The 13,444-nt window shown below is 63.4% G+C and carries 14 protein-coding genes and 2 tRNA genes; 8 read left to right on the top strand and 8 right to left on the bottom strand.

Features of this window, described 5'->3' with window-relative positions:
• A partial coding sequence (locus AC3WQR_RS30800) for an ATP-dependent helicase (RefSeq protein ID WP_492745814.1) occupies positions 1–2,219 on the bottom strand: 2,219 nt, incomplete at its 3' end.
• A gap of 199 nt (positions 2,220–2,418) precedes the next feature.
• Here AC3WQR_RS30800 and AC3WQR_RS30795 point away from each other — a divergent pair.
• Both AC3WQR_RS30795 and AC3WQR_RS30790 read left to right on the top strand, forming a co-directional pair.
• Positions 2,419–3,078 carry an OmpW/AlkL family protein gene (locus tag AC3WQR_RS30795; RefSeq protein ID WP_492745812.1) on the top strand — a complete coding sequence of 220 codons (660 nt, stop codon included), beginning with the start codon at positions 2,419–2,421 and terminating at the stop codon, positions 3,076–3,078.
• Between the two features lie 220 nt (positions 3,079–3,298).
• On the top strand, positions 3,299–4,276 hold the full coding sequence (locus tag AC3WQR_RS30790; protein ID WP_062468948.1) for a GMP reductase: 978 nt from the start codon (positions 3,299–3,301) through the stop codon (positions 4,274–4,276).
• A 35-nt stretch (positions 4,277–4,311) separates the two neighbouring features.
• Here AC3WQR_RS30790 and AC3WQR_RS30785 read toward each other — a convergent pair whose 3' ends face one another.
• Positions 4,312–5,178 (bottom strand): alpha/beta hydrolase, encoded by an 867-nt coding sequence (locus AC3WQR_RS30785; protein ID WP_492745810.1) that lies wholly within the window; start codon positions 5,176–5,178, stop codon positions 4,312–4,314.
• Positions 5,179–5,266: 88 nt separating this feature from the next.
• On the opposite strand from AC3WQR_RS30785, the gene AC3WQR_RS30780 reads away from it, so the two are divergent.
• Positions 5,267–5,342, top strand: a tRNA-Ala gene (locus AC3WQR_RS30780).
• A gap of 75 nt (positions 5,343–5,417) precedes the next feature.
• On the opposite strand, the gene AC3WQR_RS30775 is transcribed toward AC3WQR_RS30780, so the two are convergent.
• Positions 5,418–6,125: an SDR family NAD(P)-dependent oxidoreductase gene (locus AC3WQR_RS30775; protein WP_492745808.1), complete on the bottom strand. Its 708-nt coding sequence runs from the start codon at positions 6,123–6,125 to the stop codon at positions 5,418–5,420.
• A 151-nt stretch (positions 6,126–6,276) separates the two neighbouring features.
• Between AC3WQR_RS30775 and AC3WQR_RS30770 the strand changes: the two genes are divergently transcribed.
• From AC3WQR_RS30770 to AC3WQR_RS30755, 4 genes are all read left to right on the top strand, one after another.
• Positions 6,277–6,352 (top strand) — tRNA-Lys (locus AC3WQR_RS30770).
• Between the two features lie 294 nt (positions 6,353–6,646).
• The gene (locus AC3WQR_RS30765; protein WP_492745806.1) at positions 6,647–7,516 is read left to right on the top strand and encodes a site-specific integrase; all 870 of its coding nucleotides are present in this window, start codon (positions 6,647–6,649) and stop codon (positions 7,514–7,516) included.
• A gap of 128 nt (positions 7,517–7,644) precedes the next feature.
• Complete coding sequence (locus AC3WQR_RS30760) at positions 7,645–8,070, top strand: hypothetical protein (RefSeq protein WP_492745804.1); 426 nt, start codon at positions 7,645–7,647, stop codon at positions 8,068–8,070.
• Between the two features lie 9 nt (positions 8,071–8,079).
• On the top strand, positions 8,080–8,496 hold the full coding sequence (locus tag AC3WQR_RS30755; protein WP_492745803.1) for a hypothetical protein: 417 nt from the start codon (positions 8,080–8,082) through the stop codon (positions 8,494–8,496).
• A gap of 220 nt (positions 8,497–8,716) precedes the next feature.
• Here the strand turns inward: AC3WQR_RS30755 and AC3WQR_RS30750 are convergent, their stop codons facing one another.
• On the bottom strand, positions 8,717–9,400 hold the full coding sequence (locus AC3WQR_RS30750) for a hypothetical protein (RefSeq protein ID WP_492745801.1): 684 nt from the start codon (positions 9,398–9,400) through the stop codon (positions 8,717–8,719).
• Positions 9,401–9,615: 215 nt separating this feature from the next.
• On the opposite strand from AC3WQR_RS30750, the gene AC3WQR_RS30745 reads away from it, so the two are divergent.
• Positions 9,616–10,365, top strand: coding sequence for a hypothetical protein (locus tag AC3WQR_RS30745; protein WP_492745799.1), 750 nt, complete (start codon positions 9,616–9,618; stop codon positions 10,363–10,365).
• 380 nt (positions 10,366–10,745) lie between these two features.
• Here the strand turns inward: AC3WQR_RS30745 and AC3WQR_RS30740 are convergent, their stop codons facing one another.
• The 4 genes from AC3WQR_RS30740 to AC3WQR_RS30725 are packed head-to-tail and all read right to left on the bottom strand — an operon-like array spanning position 10,746 to position 13,352.
• Entirely contained in the window at positions 10,746–11,966 is a 1,221-nt protein-coding gene (locus tag AC3WQR_RS30740) for a CAP domain-containing protein (protein WP_492745797.1), read from the bottom strand.
• A gap of 58 nt (positions 11,967–12,024) precedes the next feature.
• Positions 12,025–12,351 (bottom strand): hypothetical protein, encoded by a 327-nt coding sequence (locus AC3WQR_RS30735; protein ID WP_492745795.1) that lies wholly within the window; start codon positions 12,349–12,351, stop codon positions 12,025–12,027.
• Positions 12,352–12,364: 13 nt separating this feature from the next.
• Positions 12,365–12,610, bottom strand: a complete 246-nt coding sequence (locus AC3WQR_RS30730) for a hypothetical protein (protein WP_492745793.1) — start codon at positions 12,608–12,610, stop codon at positions 12,365–12,367.
• A gap of 34 nt (positions 12,611–12,644) precedes the next feature.
• Positions 12,645–13,352: a hypothetical protein gene (locus AC3WQR_RS30725; protein ID WP_492745791.1), complete on the bottom strand. Its 708-nt coding sequence runs from the start codon at positions 13,350–13,352 to the stop codon at positions 12,645–12,647.
• Positions 13,353–13,444: the final 92 nt, after the last annotated feature.

Below are 13,444 nucleotides of genomic sequence, written 5' to 3'. Positions count from 1 at the left end.
CCGCCGTAGCGGTTGCCGCCGCCCCCACCACCGTAGCCACCGGCACCGCCGCGCGTGCTGCCGTAGCCGCCGCCATAGCCGAAGGCCGAAGGCGCAAAGCCCTGGTTCTTCGGCGTGAGCCACTTGAGCGCGCCTTCCGGCAGCTCGTCGAAGAAGCGGCTCTTGACGTTGTAGCGGGTCTGGCCGTGCAGCATGCGCGTCTGCGAATGGCTCAGGTACAGGCGCTTGCGGGCGCGCGTGATCGCCACGTACATCAGGCGCCGTTCTTCCTCGAGGCTCTCGAAATCGCTCATCGAGTTCTCGTGCGGGAACAGGCCCTCTTCCATGCCGGTGATGAACACGCAGTCGAACTCCAGGCCCTTGGCGGCGTGCACGGTCATGAGCTGCACCGCGTCCTGCCCGGCCTGCGCCTGGTTGTCGCCCGACTCGAGCGCCGCATGCGTCAGGAAGGCCGCGAGCGGGCTCAGCGTTTCGCCGGTTTCGGCGTCGGGCGCCAGCGGCTCGTCGAGCACCGGCCGGCTGGGGTCGAGCCCCTGGCTGGCGGGCGACTGGCGCAGCTCGTCGACCGGCAGCGCCACGGCGTCGCGGCCGAAGCCTTCCTGCGTGACGAAGCTTTCGGCCGCGTTCACGAGTTCGTCCAAGTTCTCCAGCCGGTCGGCGCCTTCGCGGTCGGCCTTGTAGTGTTCGACAAGGCCGCTGTGGTCGAGCACCAGCTCGATGATCTCGCGCAGGCTCACGCCCTGGGTCTGCTCGCGCAGCACGTCGATCTTGGCGACGAAGGCCGTGAGGTTCGAGCCGGCCTTGCCGCCGACCGCGCTCACCGCATCGTGCAGCGAACGCCCGGCGGCGCGCGCCGCGTCCTGCAGGCTTTCGAGCGTGCGTGCGCCGATGCCGCGTGGCGGGAAGTTGACGACACGCAGGAAGCTGGTGTCGTCGTCCTTGTTCTCGAGCAGGCGCAGGTAGGCCAGCGCATGCTTGATTTCGGCGCGCTCGAAGAAGCGCAGGCCGCCGTACACACGGTACGGCACCGAGGCATTGAACAGCGCCGTTTCGATCACCCGGCTTTGCGCATTGCTGCGGTAGAGCACGGCCATTTCCTTGCGGTCGAAGCCGTCGCGCGCCAGCTGGCGCATTTCCTCGACCATCCACTGCGCCTCGGCGAGGTCGGTGGGCGATTCGTACACGCGCACCGGCTCACCTGGCCCCTGGTCAGTGCGCAGGTTCTTGCCCAGGCGCTTCTTGTTGTGGCTGATGAGCTCGTTGGCCGAATCGAGGATGTTGCTGTAGCTGCGGTAGTTCTGCTCCAGGACGATCTGGCGGCGCACGTCGAACTCGCGCACGAAGTCGGTCATGTTGCCCACGCGCGCGCCGCGGAAGGCGTAGATGCTCTGGTCGTCGTCGCCCACGGCGATCACGCTGTTGTGCTCGCCCGGCGTGAAGTGGCCGCCGGCCGCCGTGTGGCCCGCGAGCATCTTCAGCCATGCGTACTGCAGGCGGTTGGTGTCCTGGAACTCGTCGACCAGGATGTGGCGGAAGCGCCGCTGGTAGTGCTCGCGCACGGGCTCGTTGTCGCGCAGCAGCTCGTAGCTGCGCAGCATCAGCTCGCCGAAGTCGACCACGCCTTCGCGCTGGCACTGCTCTTCGTACAGCTGGTAGAGCTCGACCTTCTTGCGGTCGTCGTCGCTGCGGGCCTCGATGTCGCCGGGGCGCAGGCCGTCTTCCTTGGCGCCAGCGATGAACCACTGCGTCTGCTTGGCCGGAAAGCGCTCGTCGTCGACGTTGAACTGCTTCATCAGGCGCTTGATGGCCGAGAGCTGGTCCTGCGTGTCGAGGATCTGGAAGGTCGAGGGCAGGTTGGCCAGCTTCCAGTGCGCGCGCAGCAGGCGGTTGCACAGGCCGTGGAAGGTGCCGATCCACATGCCGCGCACGTTCACCGGCAGCATCGCGGTCAGCCGCGTCATCATTTCCTTGGCGGCCTTGTTGGTGAAGGTGACGGCCAGGATGCCGCCGGCGGACACCTGCCCCGTCTGCAGCAGCCAGGCGATGCGGGTGGTGAGCACCCGCGTCTTGCCGGAGCCGGCACCGGCAAGGATGAGGGCATTGCCCGCGGGCAGCGTGACGGCAGCAAGCTGCTCGGCGTTGAGGTTGTTCAGCAACGGCGAGGCAGGGCCGCCCGTATCGGCTGCGGACGCGCCGGAAAACAGGTCGTGAGGGAGCATGGGCTCCATTGTAGAAAGCTGCCCCGCCCCGGGCCCCGCCGGGCGCGCTTGCCCCTGCGGGCATGACCTGGATCAAGGCCGGGCCCGCCGGCGTGCGCGGGCCCGCCGCGCTTGCGACAGATCAAGCGAGGCGGCCATGCCCGGCGGGAGACTGCCCTCCAGTTGCCGGCCCTGCGCGCCGGCCGTCACTGGAGAACCCATGCCCAAGAAATTCGCCCCCGCCTGCCTCGCCGCCCTGCTCGGCGCCATGGCCGCCCTGCCGGCCGCCGCGCAGGAAGCACAAGGCAACTGGCTGGTGCGCGCCCGCGCCGTGTACCTGAAGCCGGCGAACCACTCGGCGCCGGTGGCCGACCTGTCGATTCCGGCCGACGCCATCACGGTCAACAGCAAGACCATTCCCGAGCTCGACGTCACCTACTTCTTCACGCCGAACATCGCCGCCGAACTGGTGCTGACGGTGCCGCAGAAACAGACGGTCACCGTGCAGCAGAGCGCGCTGGGCGGGCCCGTGGACATCGGCACCTTCAAGCACCTGCCGCCCTCGCTGATGCTGCAGTACCACTTCATGCCCACCGCGAAGATCCGGCCCTACATCGGCGCGGGCCTGAACTACACGCGCCTGAGCAGCGTCAACCTGCAGGTGCCGACGGTCGGGCGCCTGCAGCTGCAGCTGCAGAACGAGAGCTTCGGCCTCGCGCTGGGCGCCGGTGTCGACATCGAGGTGGCGAAGAACACCTACCTCAACATCGACGTGAAGAAGCTGCGCATCCGCAGCGCCGTGAACATGGACGGCGTGCAGCTGTCGACCGTGAAGGTCGACCCGTGGCTGTTCGGCGTGGGCATCGGCTACCGGTTCTGACAAAGAAGCGCACCGCGGTCGTCGGGTATACGCAGCAACCCATAGGGTCAATACGCCCCGGCGACTTGCGCATCATCGCCATGGCCGTAAAATCAATCACCGGGCCCAAGTTTCTTGCGTCCGGTTTTTTTTGGCCGTCATTTTCATGACGCGACCACGAGAACCGGCCGGACCAAGCGCTCATTCGTTCCACTCAACGATTCCTTTCAGGAGCCTGGTCATGCAAATCTTCGATTACGACAACATCCTTCTGCTGCCGCGCAAATGCCGCGTGGAAAGCCGCTCGGAATGCGACGCCAGCGTCACGCTGGGCGAGCGCACCTTCCGCCTGCCGGTGGTGCCTGCCAACATGAAAACGGTGGTCGACGAGTCGATCTGCCTGTGGCTCGCGCAGAACGGCTACTTCTACGTGATGCACCGCTTCGACCTGGACAACGTCCAGTTCGTGAAGGACATGCAGGGCAAGGGCGTGTTCGCCTCGATCTCGCTGGGCGTGAAGAAGCCCGACTACGACACCGTCGACCAGATGGTGGCCCAGGGCCTCGTGCCCGAATACATCACGATCGACATCGCGCACGGCCATGCCGACAGCGTGAAGAACATGATCGGCTACCTCAAGGCCAAGCTGCCCAAGTCGTTCGTGATCGCCGGCAACGTCGGCACGCCCGAGGCCGTGATCGACCTGGAGAACTGGGGCGCCGACGCGACCAAGGTCGGCATCGGCCCGGGCAAGGTCTGCATCACCAAGCTCAAGACCGGTTTCGGCACGGGCGGCTGGCAGCTGTCGGCGCTCAAGTGGTGCGCGCGCGTGGCCACCAAGCCGATCATTGCCGACGGCGGCATCCGCGACCACGGCGACATCGCCAAGAGCATCCGCTTCGGCGCGTCGATGGTCATGATCGGCTCGCTGTTCGCGGGCCACGAAGAGTCGCCGGGCAAGACGGTCGACGTCGACGGCACGCTCTTCAAGGAGTACTACGGCTCGGCCAGCGACTTCAACAAGGGCGAGTACAAGCACGTCGAAGGCAAGCGCATCCTCGAGCCCATCAAGGGCAAGCTGGCCGACACGCTGGTCGAGATGGAGCAGGACGTGCAGAGCTCGATCAGCTACGCGGGCGGCCGCACGCTGATGGACATCCGCAAGGTCAACTACGTCACGCTGGGCGGCGACAACGCCGGCGAACACCTGCTGATGTGAGCGCGACGGGCGGCCCTCCGCCCGTCTCTTTTCTTTCAGGCCTCGAGCAGTTGCACCGCGTAGCGGTGCAGCGCGTGCGCCGGATCGGCCAGCGCATCGACCACGCCGAAGTGGTCAAGCCCCGGCAGCACCTCGCACACCGGCACGGTGTGGCGGCCCCACGCCTCGCGGATCATCGCGTTGTGGCGGATGAACTCCGCGCTCTCGTTGCCTCCCACCGCCGCATAGAGCTGGCCGCGCGCCGGCGCGGGCCACAGCGCCGGGCTCGCGCGCCGCGCGTCGGCATCGGTGAGCTTCAGCGTGTGCTCGAGGAAGGGCGTGCGCTGCAGCGGCCGCAGGTCGAACAACCCCGAAACCGACAGCGCATTGCGCACGAGCTGCGCGGGCAGATCGGGCGCGACCGCCTTCCAGTCGCAGGCCAGCAACGCCGCCGCCATGTGGCCGCCCGCGGAATGCCCGGCGACGGTGATGCGCGACGGGTCGCCGCCATGCGCTGCTACGTGGCGCCAGGTCCATTCCAGCGCCCGCACCATCTGCAGCAGGATGTCCGGCACCGTCACCGGCTGGTCGACCGGGCCCGGGCACAGCGCGTAGTTGGGTTGCACCACACAGATGCCACGGTCGTGGAACGCGGGGCTGATGAACGAGTGGTCCTTCTTGTCCATGGCGCGCCAGTAGCCGCCGTGGATGAAGACCAGCACCGGCGCATCGGGCACGGGCGCCGGAAAGACGTCGAGCGTTTCGTTCGGGCCGGTGCCGTAGGGAACATCGATGCGGCACGGCAGCGTGTCGCGCGCCGCGGCGGAATCGCGTCCCCAGCGCGCGAAGTACGCGGGGTGGTCCTTCACCCGCGCCAGGTTGTTGTACATGCCTTCCAGCCAGGCGGGGTCGTGCGCTTCCATGCGGTGCTTGCTCCTTGTTTTTCCGGGGCGCATCTTGGCACGGCCGCGTGCATGGAAATGCGCGGCTGGATAAAATGTGGGCTGTGTTGGGGGGGTAGCTCAGCTGGGAGAGCGCCGCGTTCGCAATGCGGAGGTCGGGAGTTCGATCCTCCTCCTCTCCACCAACCGACCCAGCAAAAAGGCCTTGGCAATCGCCAAGGCCTTTTTCATTTGCAGCTGTGCGCTGCCGCCGGGAAATGTCAGGCGTCGAGCGTCAGGTGCTGGCCGTGCAATGCCGCGGCGCCCGGCGATGCCAGGAAGCCGATGGTCTGCGCCGCGACCGAGGTCGACACCCACTCGGCCGGGTTCGCGTCGGGCATCGCCTGGCGATTGGCGGGCGTGTCGAGCACGCTGGGCGCCACGCTGTTGATGTTCACGCCGTGCGGCGCGGCCTCGGCCGCCATCGATTCCACCAGCCGCTGCAGCGCGCTCTTCGACGCGATGTACGCCGCCATGGCCGGCAGGCCGCGCGCCGCCACCTTGGCCGTCACCGCGATGATGCGGCCCGCGCGGCGCTCGATCATCGAGGGCAGCACGGCCTGCGTCACGGCGACGAACGACCAGGCGTTGAGGTTCATCATCCGGTCCCAGCTCGCACGCGTGAGTGCGTGCGTCGCCTCGCCCATCTCGAAGCCACCGGCGATGTGCACCAGCGCATCGACGCGGCCGAAGGCCTGCAGCGCCTGGCCGGTGAGCGCGGCCATGTCGGGCGCCGAGGTCACGTCGCCAGCGAGCAGCAGGTGCTGCGAGTTGTCCAGGCCCGGGAAGACTTCGGCCAGGCGACCGGCGTGGTGATCGACCAGCGCGAGCCGCGCGCCCTGGTCAAGAAAGTGCTGGGCCACGGCCCGGCCCAGTGCGCCCGCGGCGCCGGTGATCAGGACATGGGGGGTGTTGCTTGCATCGCTCATCGAAATTTCTCCTCTGACAGGGATGGGGTCGGGCCCCGAAGGTCGCGCATCCTAACGCTCTCGTACAAATGTGCAGAAATTTTTTGAAGTCCCAAAAAGATTGGTATATACTCGTGGTCTTGCCAGAAAACACTAACGGTTTTCAAAGCAAGGGCTCTTAGCTCAGTTGGTAGAGCAGCGGACTCTTAATCCGTAGGTCGAGTGTTCGAGTCACTCAGGGCCCACCACCAACACCAAGAACGGTCGAAACCAAGCATCCATGCGGGTTTCGGCCGTTTTTCTTTGTGCTCCGTACGGGTTGCGCTGACGCGCCGAACGCCAGGAATTCTTGGGGTTTGGCGCAATTCTGGCGCACTGGAGACTCAGAGTCCATGTTCGTTCGCACATGAAACATGGCAACTTTTACGAAGCGAGGAAGCTACTGGCGTGCCGAGATCCGCAGGCGCGGCTGGCCGACTCAGTCACGCAGCTTCGATAGCAAGACCCAAGCGGAAGCTTGGGCCCGCGCACTTGAGGGCGACATGGATCGCGGCATCTTCCGCGATAACCGAGAGGCCGAGAGCACCACACTGGCTGAAGCGTTCGATCGTTATGGCCGTGACTTCAGCAGCCGCAAAGCCCACCCCGATCGCGATCTCAATCGCATCAAGCGCTGGAAGCAGCATCCGCTTGCGCAGCGCTACATGGCCACGCTGCGCGGAACAGACTTCGCCACGTATCGAGACGAGCGGCGCCGGGACGGCCGCGCCGAAAACACGGTCCGGCTCGAGCTCCAGCTGGTGAGCCACCTTTTCGAGATGGCTCGCAAGGAATGGGGATGGGAGGGCTTGCAAAATCCTCTCAAAAACATTCGAAAGCCCAGCGGCACGAAGGCGCGTGATCGACGCCTGCACCCAGGCGAGCGCGAGCTCTTGGCGCTCGCGCTGGGCGAGTCGAGCAACCCATGGGCCCTGCCAGCATTCGAACTCGCGATCGAGCTCACGTTGAGGCAGGCCATGCTCTTCGAGATCCGATGGGACTGGATCGACCTGGCCGGACGCGTGCTTGCGATTCCACGCGCCTACCACCAGCGCGCGAACAAAGGCGTACCGCATGAAATCCCGCTGTCCTCGAAGGCCGTGGCCGTCCTCCAGGCCATGCCCCGCAGCATCGATGGCCGACTGTTCGGGTGCACGCAGAACGCCGTCGTCATGGTCTGGAAGAAAACGCTCGCGCGCCTCGAAATAAGCGATCTGCACTGGCACGACTTACGCCATGAAGGGATCACCCTCCTCTTCACCAAAGGTCTGAGCCCAATCGAAGCATCGAGCATCAGCGGCCACAAGAGCTTCGTCATGCTCAAGCGGTACGTCCATTTGCGAGCCGCTGACTTGCTTGCGAAGATTGGGTGAATTCTTGGGGTTTGGTCAGAGCCAAGGCCTACGCAAGATAGCTACCGACCGCCCGGAGCCTGGCCGATCTTTTTCGGCTCGCGAACTCCTTCACGCTTCGCGGCGGTCACCTAAAAGGAGCTCTCCAAATGAAGATTCACACTCATCCAACTCAAGCGGCCGATCAGTTTGACCTAATGCCGGATGCAGTTCGGCGACTCACGCTCGCCGCAATCGACCCATTTCTCAGCTTGCATGCTTCTCGCACCGCATCCCCTCAGTCTTCAGTATCGACTTCCGCTCTCGGCTGGCGTGCAGGCGATGCTGAAGCGATGCGGATCGATGAGGACGTGTGGCTCCAGTGCGTAGCCGCCAGCCTAGAAGAAGGCGGACCGCTGCGTCTTACCGATCAGGCGCTGGGCATTGCGGTCATCAAGGACCGCCACAATCGCATCCGTGATGTTCACGTGTTTCCCTGGCTCACTTTTGATCGGGGTCCGGGCGAAGGCGAATTGCTGAACTTGGCATCGCTGCAGGTTCCGCAGGCTCTCATTCCTCAAATCGAGATCCACTGAGTTCGAGACATGAACACGAAGCACCTCCTCTTCGCTTTCGCATGGTGGCTAGCCGCCGTCAGCTCGCACGCGCAGCAACTCCAGATTGCCGATTCGACGGGCGGTCGTCAGATTGCCGGCGTAGGCATCGACCAGACTGCGATCTACAACGGGATCAGCGACGCCCGTGGACGAGCGCAGAACGCCCAAGGCATGGCCGAGTGGGCAGGCCAGACAGCCCAGAGCGCTAGCCAAGTCGCTTCGGCCGCGCAGGGCACGGCGAGCTACGCCGTAGGTCGTGCAGCCGATGCCCGAGCCCGCGCCGATTACACGGCTTGGTACAACTGGCAGTACACGCGGAACACGGCGATTGCGGGCTGCATGGCCACCGGAGGCAATCCGATTTACTGCACTGTCGCGGCAGACTCCATGTATCCGGCCCCCTGAGTCGGTGCAATGCCACTACAGAAAAGCGCCTTCGGGCGCTTTTCCTCTGGTGCGCGCAATATGGGCGATCTGGGAGGTCAAGCCCGCGCGCTGTCGTCCGATTGGGAGGATCGACCAAGCATCGTCGACAGTCATTTCGTGAGTCGCACGCCGAGACAGCGAAGTGAACGCGTTGAAGGCACAGGTGGACGTTGGCAGGGTCCTGATGGGCTACTAGTTTTCAGGTCTGCCCGAAGATATTGGCGCTTGGCTGAGGCGCGTGGACGCGGGTCATGAGCAGGCTTTGCGAGCCTAGCGTTGTTAGGAAATATCGCCTTTGACCCGAGGCGTTTCTAGTTTCCGAGACCCAGCCCAACTCCTCCAGTCCGCCAAGAACCGCACGAGCTGCTGCGGTGTCAAGCCCTGTGTCCGCCTTGATTCCAGAGAGCGACCTCATGGCGAACTTACTTTCACCAAGCGCCTTTAATACAGCCAACCTTGAGCCCGGGCTGTCACCAGGAAGCCCCACGCCGTGCAATGGTGCGCCATCGTCTGCTTCCCCAACTTCTGGTTCGACCGAAGCCCCTTCCCCGCCAAAAGCCGGTGGACGCCGACCTGCGGTCGTCACTGGCGTCACTATCGCGGGCTCATCCAATTTGTTGATCGCTGCCGACGCTGTATCTTTAGCACTTTCAACCTCTTTTTTAATCTGGGCGAGTTCGAATCTGACAGGGCCTGCCTCGAACTTTGTGATTTGGGGCAGCAGGCTACGAATCTCTACCCTGAGGGCGAATGCTCCGATAACCAGGGCAAGTGGCCACGCGAGAAATTCAATGAGTTTTGTGATGAAGGTGAGGCAGTCCATCGGCGTAGCTTGCCACATCTTGTTGCAACTTTGTCGAGCAGCAACCCAGCCCGACGTCACGGCAGCTACCTCGAGCAGCCTCGCCCCTGTGTAAATAGACAGGCTGATCGAAAAATCAGTTCTTAGTCGACCGCAATTTGCATCACCCGCAAGGCTAGGCCTGCGCCACGGGCACCTGGCGCAAAATGCTTGTGTAGTGCGGCGTCCGGCGCGTCGGGCGCGCCCCGCGCATGGTCCATTTACGCTATACGTATTCGAAACAGTGAGACTGGCCAATGAGAAAAAATATATATCTTCTAGTTAAGGTATTTGATAAGGAGGAATACGCTGATGCGTTTATTCGAAAGGGAGAGATCTTCTGCAAGACGATTGGCCAGTTTAAGCAGATAGAAGGCGATGCCGCTCGAGGAGATCAATTCGAGGCTCTCTCGGATTGGTTTCAACCCGACCAGATATCCTTGATGTTGTCACATAAGACTCCGGACGGTGAGGAGAAATCCTTTCCAATAGAAGGACTGGCCGGCCCGGTAGCAATGCAGTGCACGACGCACGATCGTATGAATGTCTTTTGCATGTACGCCGTTACGGTTCCGGACTTCGAAGAGTCGTATGAAACAGAAGAAGAACGACTGTGCGCTGTCAAGAAAATCAATTCAATGTTGAAGTTGCACACGACGCTTAGCGAGGAAATGATTTCGCTCGGAGAGCATGCCGTTGTTATCCACAACGTTAAGGAATTCATCGAAAAAGTAGGTGCAGCCGCTAAGTTGCAGGGCTATTCGACTCGGGGGCGACTTGTTGATTATTTTGATCCCGAAACATTTCACGGAAGTTTTGAAGAGATTGAGTCCCCATTTAAAAAAAGAAGTACTTACTCTTATCAAAATGAGTACAGGTTTGTTTTCAACTCGAGTAAACCCGAGGGGGCCAAGACGCTGCACGTCGGCCCTCTGGATAGAATCGCCGTCAAGCTAAAAACCAACGAAATCAACAGCAAGCTAGAAATAAAGCTCGTCGAGAATTAAGACGCCACCTGTAACTCATTTGGTTGGCAGAGCGTCTTTGTAGCGAGCGATGCGGTTGGATCGCGGCGCTTTTCAATGACAGCTGTCGGACAGGAAAATTGGTACAGAGAGCGACTTCTGTGGGCCCGTTCGTTGGCTCACGGGCACCGTCGAGGAGGCGCGCGAAATGCCGATGCTGCCCACGGTTGACCTAATCGATGCCGGGCCAGCCTCGGACGGGGGGGGCGCGTCCGAGGCTGAAGAGGGGACTGCCGAGGTCTGAAAAGCGCGTGGTCGACAAAGCCAGTTGCGCTGAATTGCTTCAAGGTCCGTGCGTGGCGCCCCCCGGGATCTCCCCGCACCCCAAAAGTGCGCTCGCTGCCTTCTAGAGAGATTGCCGATCAGACTCCCGTTTTGAACGTGAAGGTCTTCGTGAACGCGCCGGTCGCGTTCGACGTGATCGCCGGGTTGGTGCCGGTGCTGATCGGATCGCCGTTGTTAAAGTCCTTCATGGTGGTGCTTGTGCCCGAAATGTTCACGGTGTATTCCGTGCTCGGCTCGAGCGGCTGATCCGGCAGGATGATGGCGCGGCTCGGGTCGACCAGGAAGTTGGGATCATTCGCGCGCACCATCGGCGCCCGCAGGATGACCGGAGAGCCATCCGACTTCTTCACCATCGTGGCCGAGCTGATGGCCAGCAACTGGCCCACACGTACCGACACGATCACTGGCTGGCCCACGGGGTTTGCATTCAGGTCGCGTCCGGGCACCGGGTTGGGCGTTTCGTTGCGCAGCTCGTAGGCCGTGCCAGTCGTTCCTTCGCAGGGGAAGGTCAGGATGGCCGCTCCGTCTGGCTTTTGAGAGAACTGGCCCAACGCAATTCCGGTGGCGATCTGCGTGATCGCGCGCGGACCGAAGGTGGCTGTGGTGCCGACCAAGTCGGAGCTCATGACCGAAAGGCCCACTTCGACCTGCGGCGACACCAAATCGAGTGCATGGTACGGAGAGCTGAGCAGGCTGCGCACTGCCGCGATCCCACGCCCCTCCGCTGCGTATTGCGTTGGCCCGAGCACGTTCGCGAGCGCGCCGGTGGTATCGGCAAAGTCATCCAGGATCAGCCCTTGTCCGTAACCTGCGGCATTGGCGCGGTCGGTAGGCGTCACCCCGGTGAAGGCAGCCTTCGAAGCATCCTGGAAATGGCCTGCGATGTTATTCACCAGCAAGTAGCGACCGTGGCCCACGGCAGCGACATCCAGGTGAGCGTTCTGGGCCAGCAGCCCGAAGCCGCAGCGGCCGCGCTCGGCATTCAGCAGGTTGAAGGCGGCCAGTTCCTCGGAGCCCACGGCATACGTCGGCGCTGGGACCGAGGTGACGATGGTCGAGGCGGTCTCGCCTGCAGTGGGGTCGTCCGTGCCCGGCTGGGACGGAGGCGGGGCAACGGGCGGCTGCACCGGTGGGGGAGCGCTGGTGTCCGGTGCCGGCGGCGGGGCAATGCCGATCAGCGGAATGCCACCACCGCCGCCACCTCCTCCACCACCGCCACAGGCAGAGAGGAGAACGACGGCTGCGGCAGCAAGCGCGATCACACTGGGGAATTGGGGGAACTTGTTTTTGGTTTGCATGATGAGTTGAAAATCTGGAATCGAAAAACTGGTTGTTGAAATTGGTTGGGCCCCGAGCTCAATCGAGTTCGCGCAGCCCCATCGGGTGGCGCATCGAGGCCCCAGACACGACGGCTCCCGCGCCGAGTAGGAAGGCCGTGGCCAGGCCCGCCGACATGCGCTGCTGCCGCGCCGCCTGGGCAGACTCGTATTCACGCTGGCGAGCTGCCGCGGCTGCTCGTGCGGCTTGGGCCTGCGCGCGCCGACGCTGGCGTTGCTCAGCCTCCAGTGCGCCGATGGAGCAATCAATCCGTGCCAGCCGTGCGTCGAGCTGAGCAAGCTGAGCCTGGAACTCGAGCCAGGCCTGCCGGCGGGCCGCCCGCTCGTCGGGGGTCAGGGGGGTCATGATGTTGGTGTCCTCAAAGGAAGGGGACTTGGGTCTGGTTGGCCACGTCCTGCCTGGACGCCAGCCAGGCGTACGCCAGGCCGCGGCTGAAGGCGTTCGGAGCGGTCTTCGCAAGCTCCTCGAGCTCGGCACGGGTCATGTTCCAGGGGCCGGCCTCGAGCATGTCGTACCACTCGGTATGACGGGCTTCGAGCTCCGCCCAGTCAGCCCCCGTCCCGCAGGTCGCGTCCAGGCTGTAGCTTCCGTTGCTGTTGTCCATGTCGTTCTCTCCTCGTTGTCGTTGTGTTCACGCTTCAGTTGAAGCCGGCGGCCATCTGAACGATGCGCGCTGAAGTGCTCGCCACCTCCCTGCGGTACGCCAGATACGCTTGGTAGTCGGGCCAGCCGCAAATCACCGTTGTCTGGCCACGCCAGCCAACCCACTTGTTGGCCGTCCTCCTGTCCATGCCTTGCTTTACCGTGAGGGCCGCTCTGATTCGATCCGTCGGGCCTGGCAGTAATCCCTGGACGTTGCAGCTGATTTCCTCGACCTTGCAGTCCAGGTGCTTGCCTGCGGCGTGGCACCAGTTCGCAAAGGTCAGTTGCCCCTCTACAGTTCCCAACTCGGCGAACAAATCGCACTCGAACTTCAGCGCCGCGTCGTCGTGGCCCCAACGCTCTTGCGCGAGCGCTTCGAGTTCGGCCGTCTCTTCCTTCTTCCGCTCAGCAGCACAGAAGGCGTGGTAGTCCTTAGCCCAAGCCGCCAGCAACTCAAGCTCCGCTGCCATCGAGCGCAAGGCGCTTGCCGCCGCTTTAACTGCCAGCTCGTGTTCTGGCTTCACCACATTGCTGAACTGCTCGCAGGCCTTCCGCATCGATGTCGCGGTGCGCTTGGCGTTGGACGCTTGACGCTTTATGTTCTCGTCGCCGTGAAAACGGGCGTCCCATTCCCAGCGGCGGATAAGCTCGGAGTCGGCCTTGCGCCTCGTTTGCGCCTGGAATCGATTGAGGTAGTCACTCATGAACTGGCTTCCTTTCTGCCGCAACGCGGCGTTTTCGCCCCGCAAGGGGCAGGCTGTTTGGCTGTTTCACCTGCGTCCCCCGGGGCGGGGGG

The sequence above is a fragment of the Variovorax sp. FW305-3-2-15-B-LB1 genome (assembly GCF_058787635.1).
Note: the sequence above shows the minus strand (reverse complement) of the source record. Positions and strands in the feature narration are given on the sequence as shown.

What these genes read in the sequence shown, in the direction of transcription:
- AC3WQR_RS30790 (WP_062468948.1), top strand. Translation starts at nt 3,299, where the DNA reads ATGCAAATCTTCGATTACGACAACATCCTTCTGCTGCCGCGCAAATGC.
- AC3WQR_RS30755 (WP_492745803.1), top strand. Translation starts at nt 8,080, where the DNA reads ATGAACACGAAGCACCTCCTCTTCGCTTTCGCATGGTGGCTAGCCGCC.
- AC3WQR_RS30730 (WP_492745793.1), bottom strand. Translation starts at nt 12,610, where the DNA reads ATGGACAACAGCAACGGAAGCTACAGCCTGGACGCGACCTGCGGGACG.
- AC3WQR_RS30775 (WP_492745808.1), bottom strand. Translation starts at nt 6,125, where the DNA reads ATGAGCGATGCAAGCAACACCCCCCATGTCCTGATCACCGGCGCCGCG.
- AC3WQR_RS30785 (WP_492745810.1), bottom strand. Translation starts at nt 5,178, where the DNA reads ATGGAAGCGCACGACCCCGCCTGGCTGGAAGGCATGTACAACAACCTG.
- AC3WQR_RS30740 (WP_492745797.1), bottom strand. Translation starts at nt 11,966, where the DNA reads ATGCAAACCAAAAACAAGTTCCCCCAATTCCCCAGTGTGATCGCGCTT.
- AC3WQR_RS30760 (WP_492745804.1), top strand. Translation starts at nt 7,645, where the DNA reads ATGAAGATTCACACTCATCCAACTCAAGCGGCCGATCAGTTTGACCTA.
- AC3WQR_RS30725 (WP_492745791.1), bottom strand. Translation starts at nt 13,352, where the DNA reads ATGAGTGACTACCTCAATCGATTCCAGGCGCAAACGAGGCGCAAGGCC.
- AC3WQR_RS30735 (WP_492745795.1), bottom strand. Translation starts at nt 12,351, where the DNA reads ATGACCCCCCTGACCCCCGACGAGCGGGCGGCCCGCCGGCAGGCCTGG.
- AC3WQR_RS30765 (WP_492745806.1), top strand. Translation starts at nt 6,647, where the DNA reads ATGGATCGCGGCATCTTCCGCGATAACCGAGAGGCCGAGAGCACCACA.
- AC3WQR_RS30745 (WP_492745799.1), top strand. Translation starts at nt 9,616, where the DNA reads ATGAGAAAAAATATATATCTTCTAGTTAAGGTATTTGATAAGGAGGAA.
- AC3WQR_RS30795 (WP_492745812.1), top strand. Translation starts at nt 2,419, where the DNA reads ATGCCCAAGAAATTCGCCCCCGCCTGCCTCGCCGCCCTGCTCGGCGCC.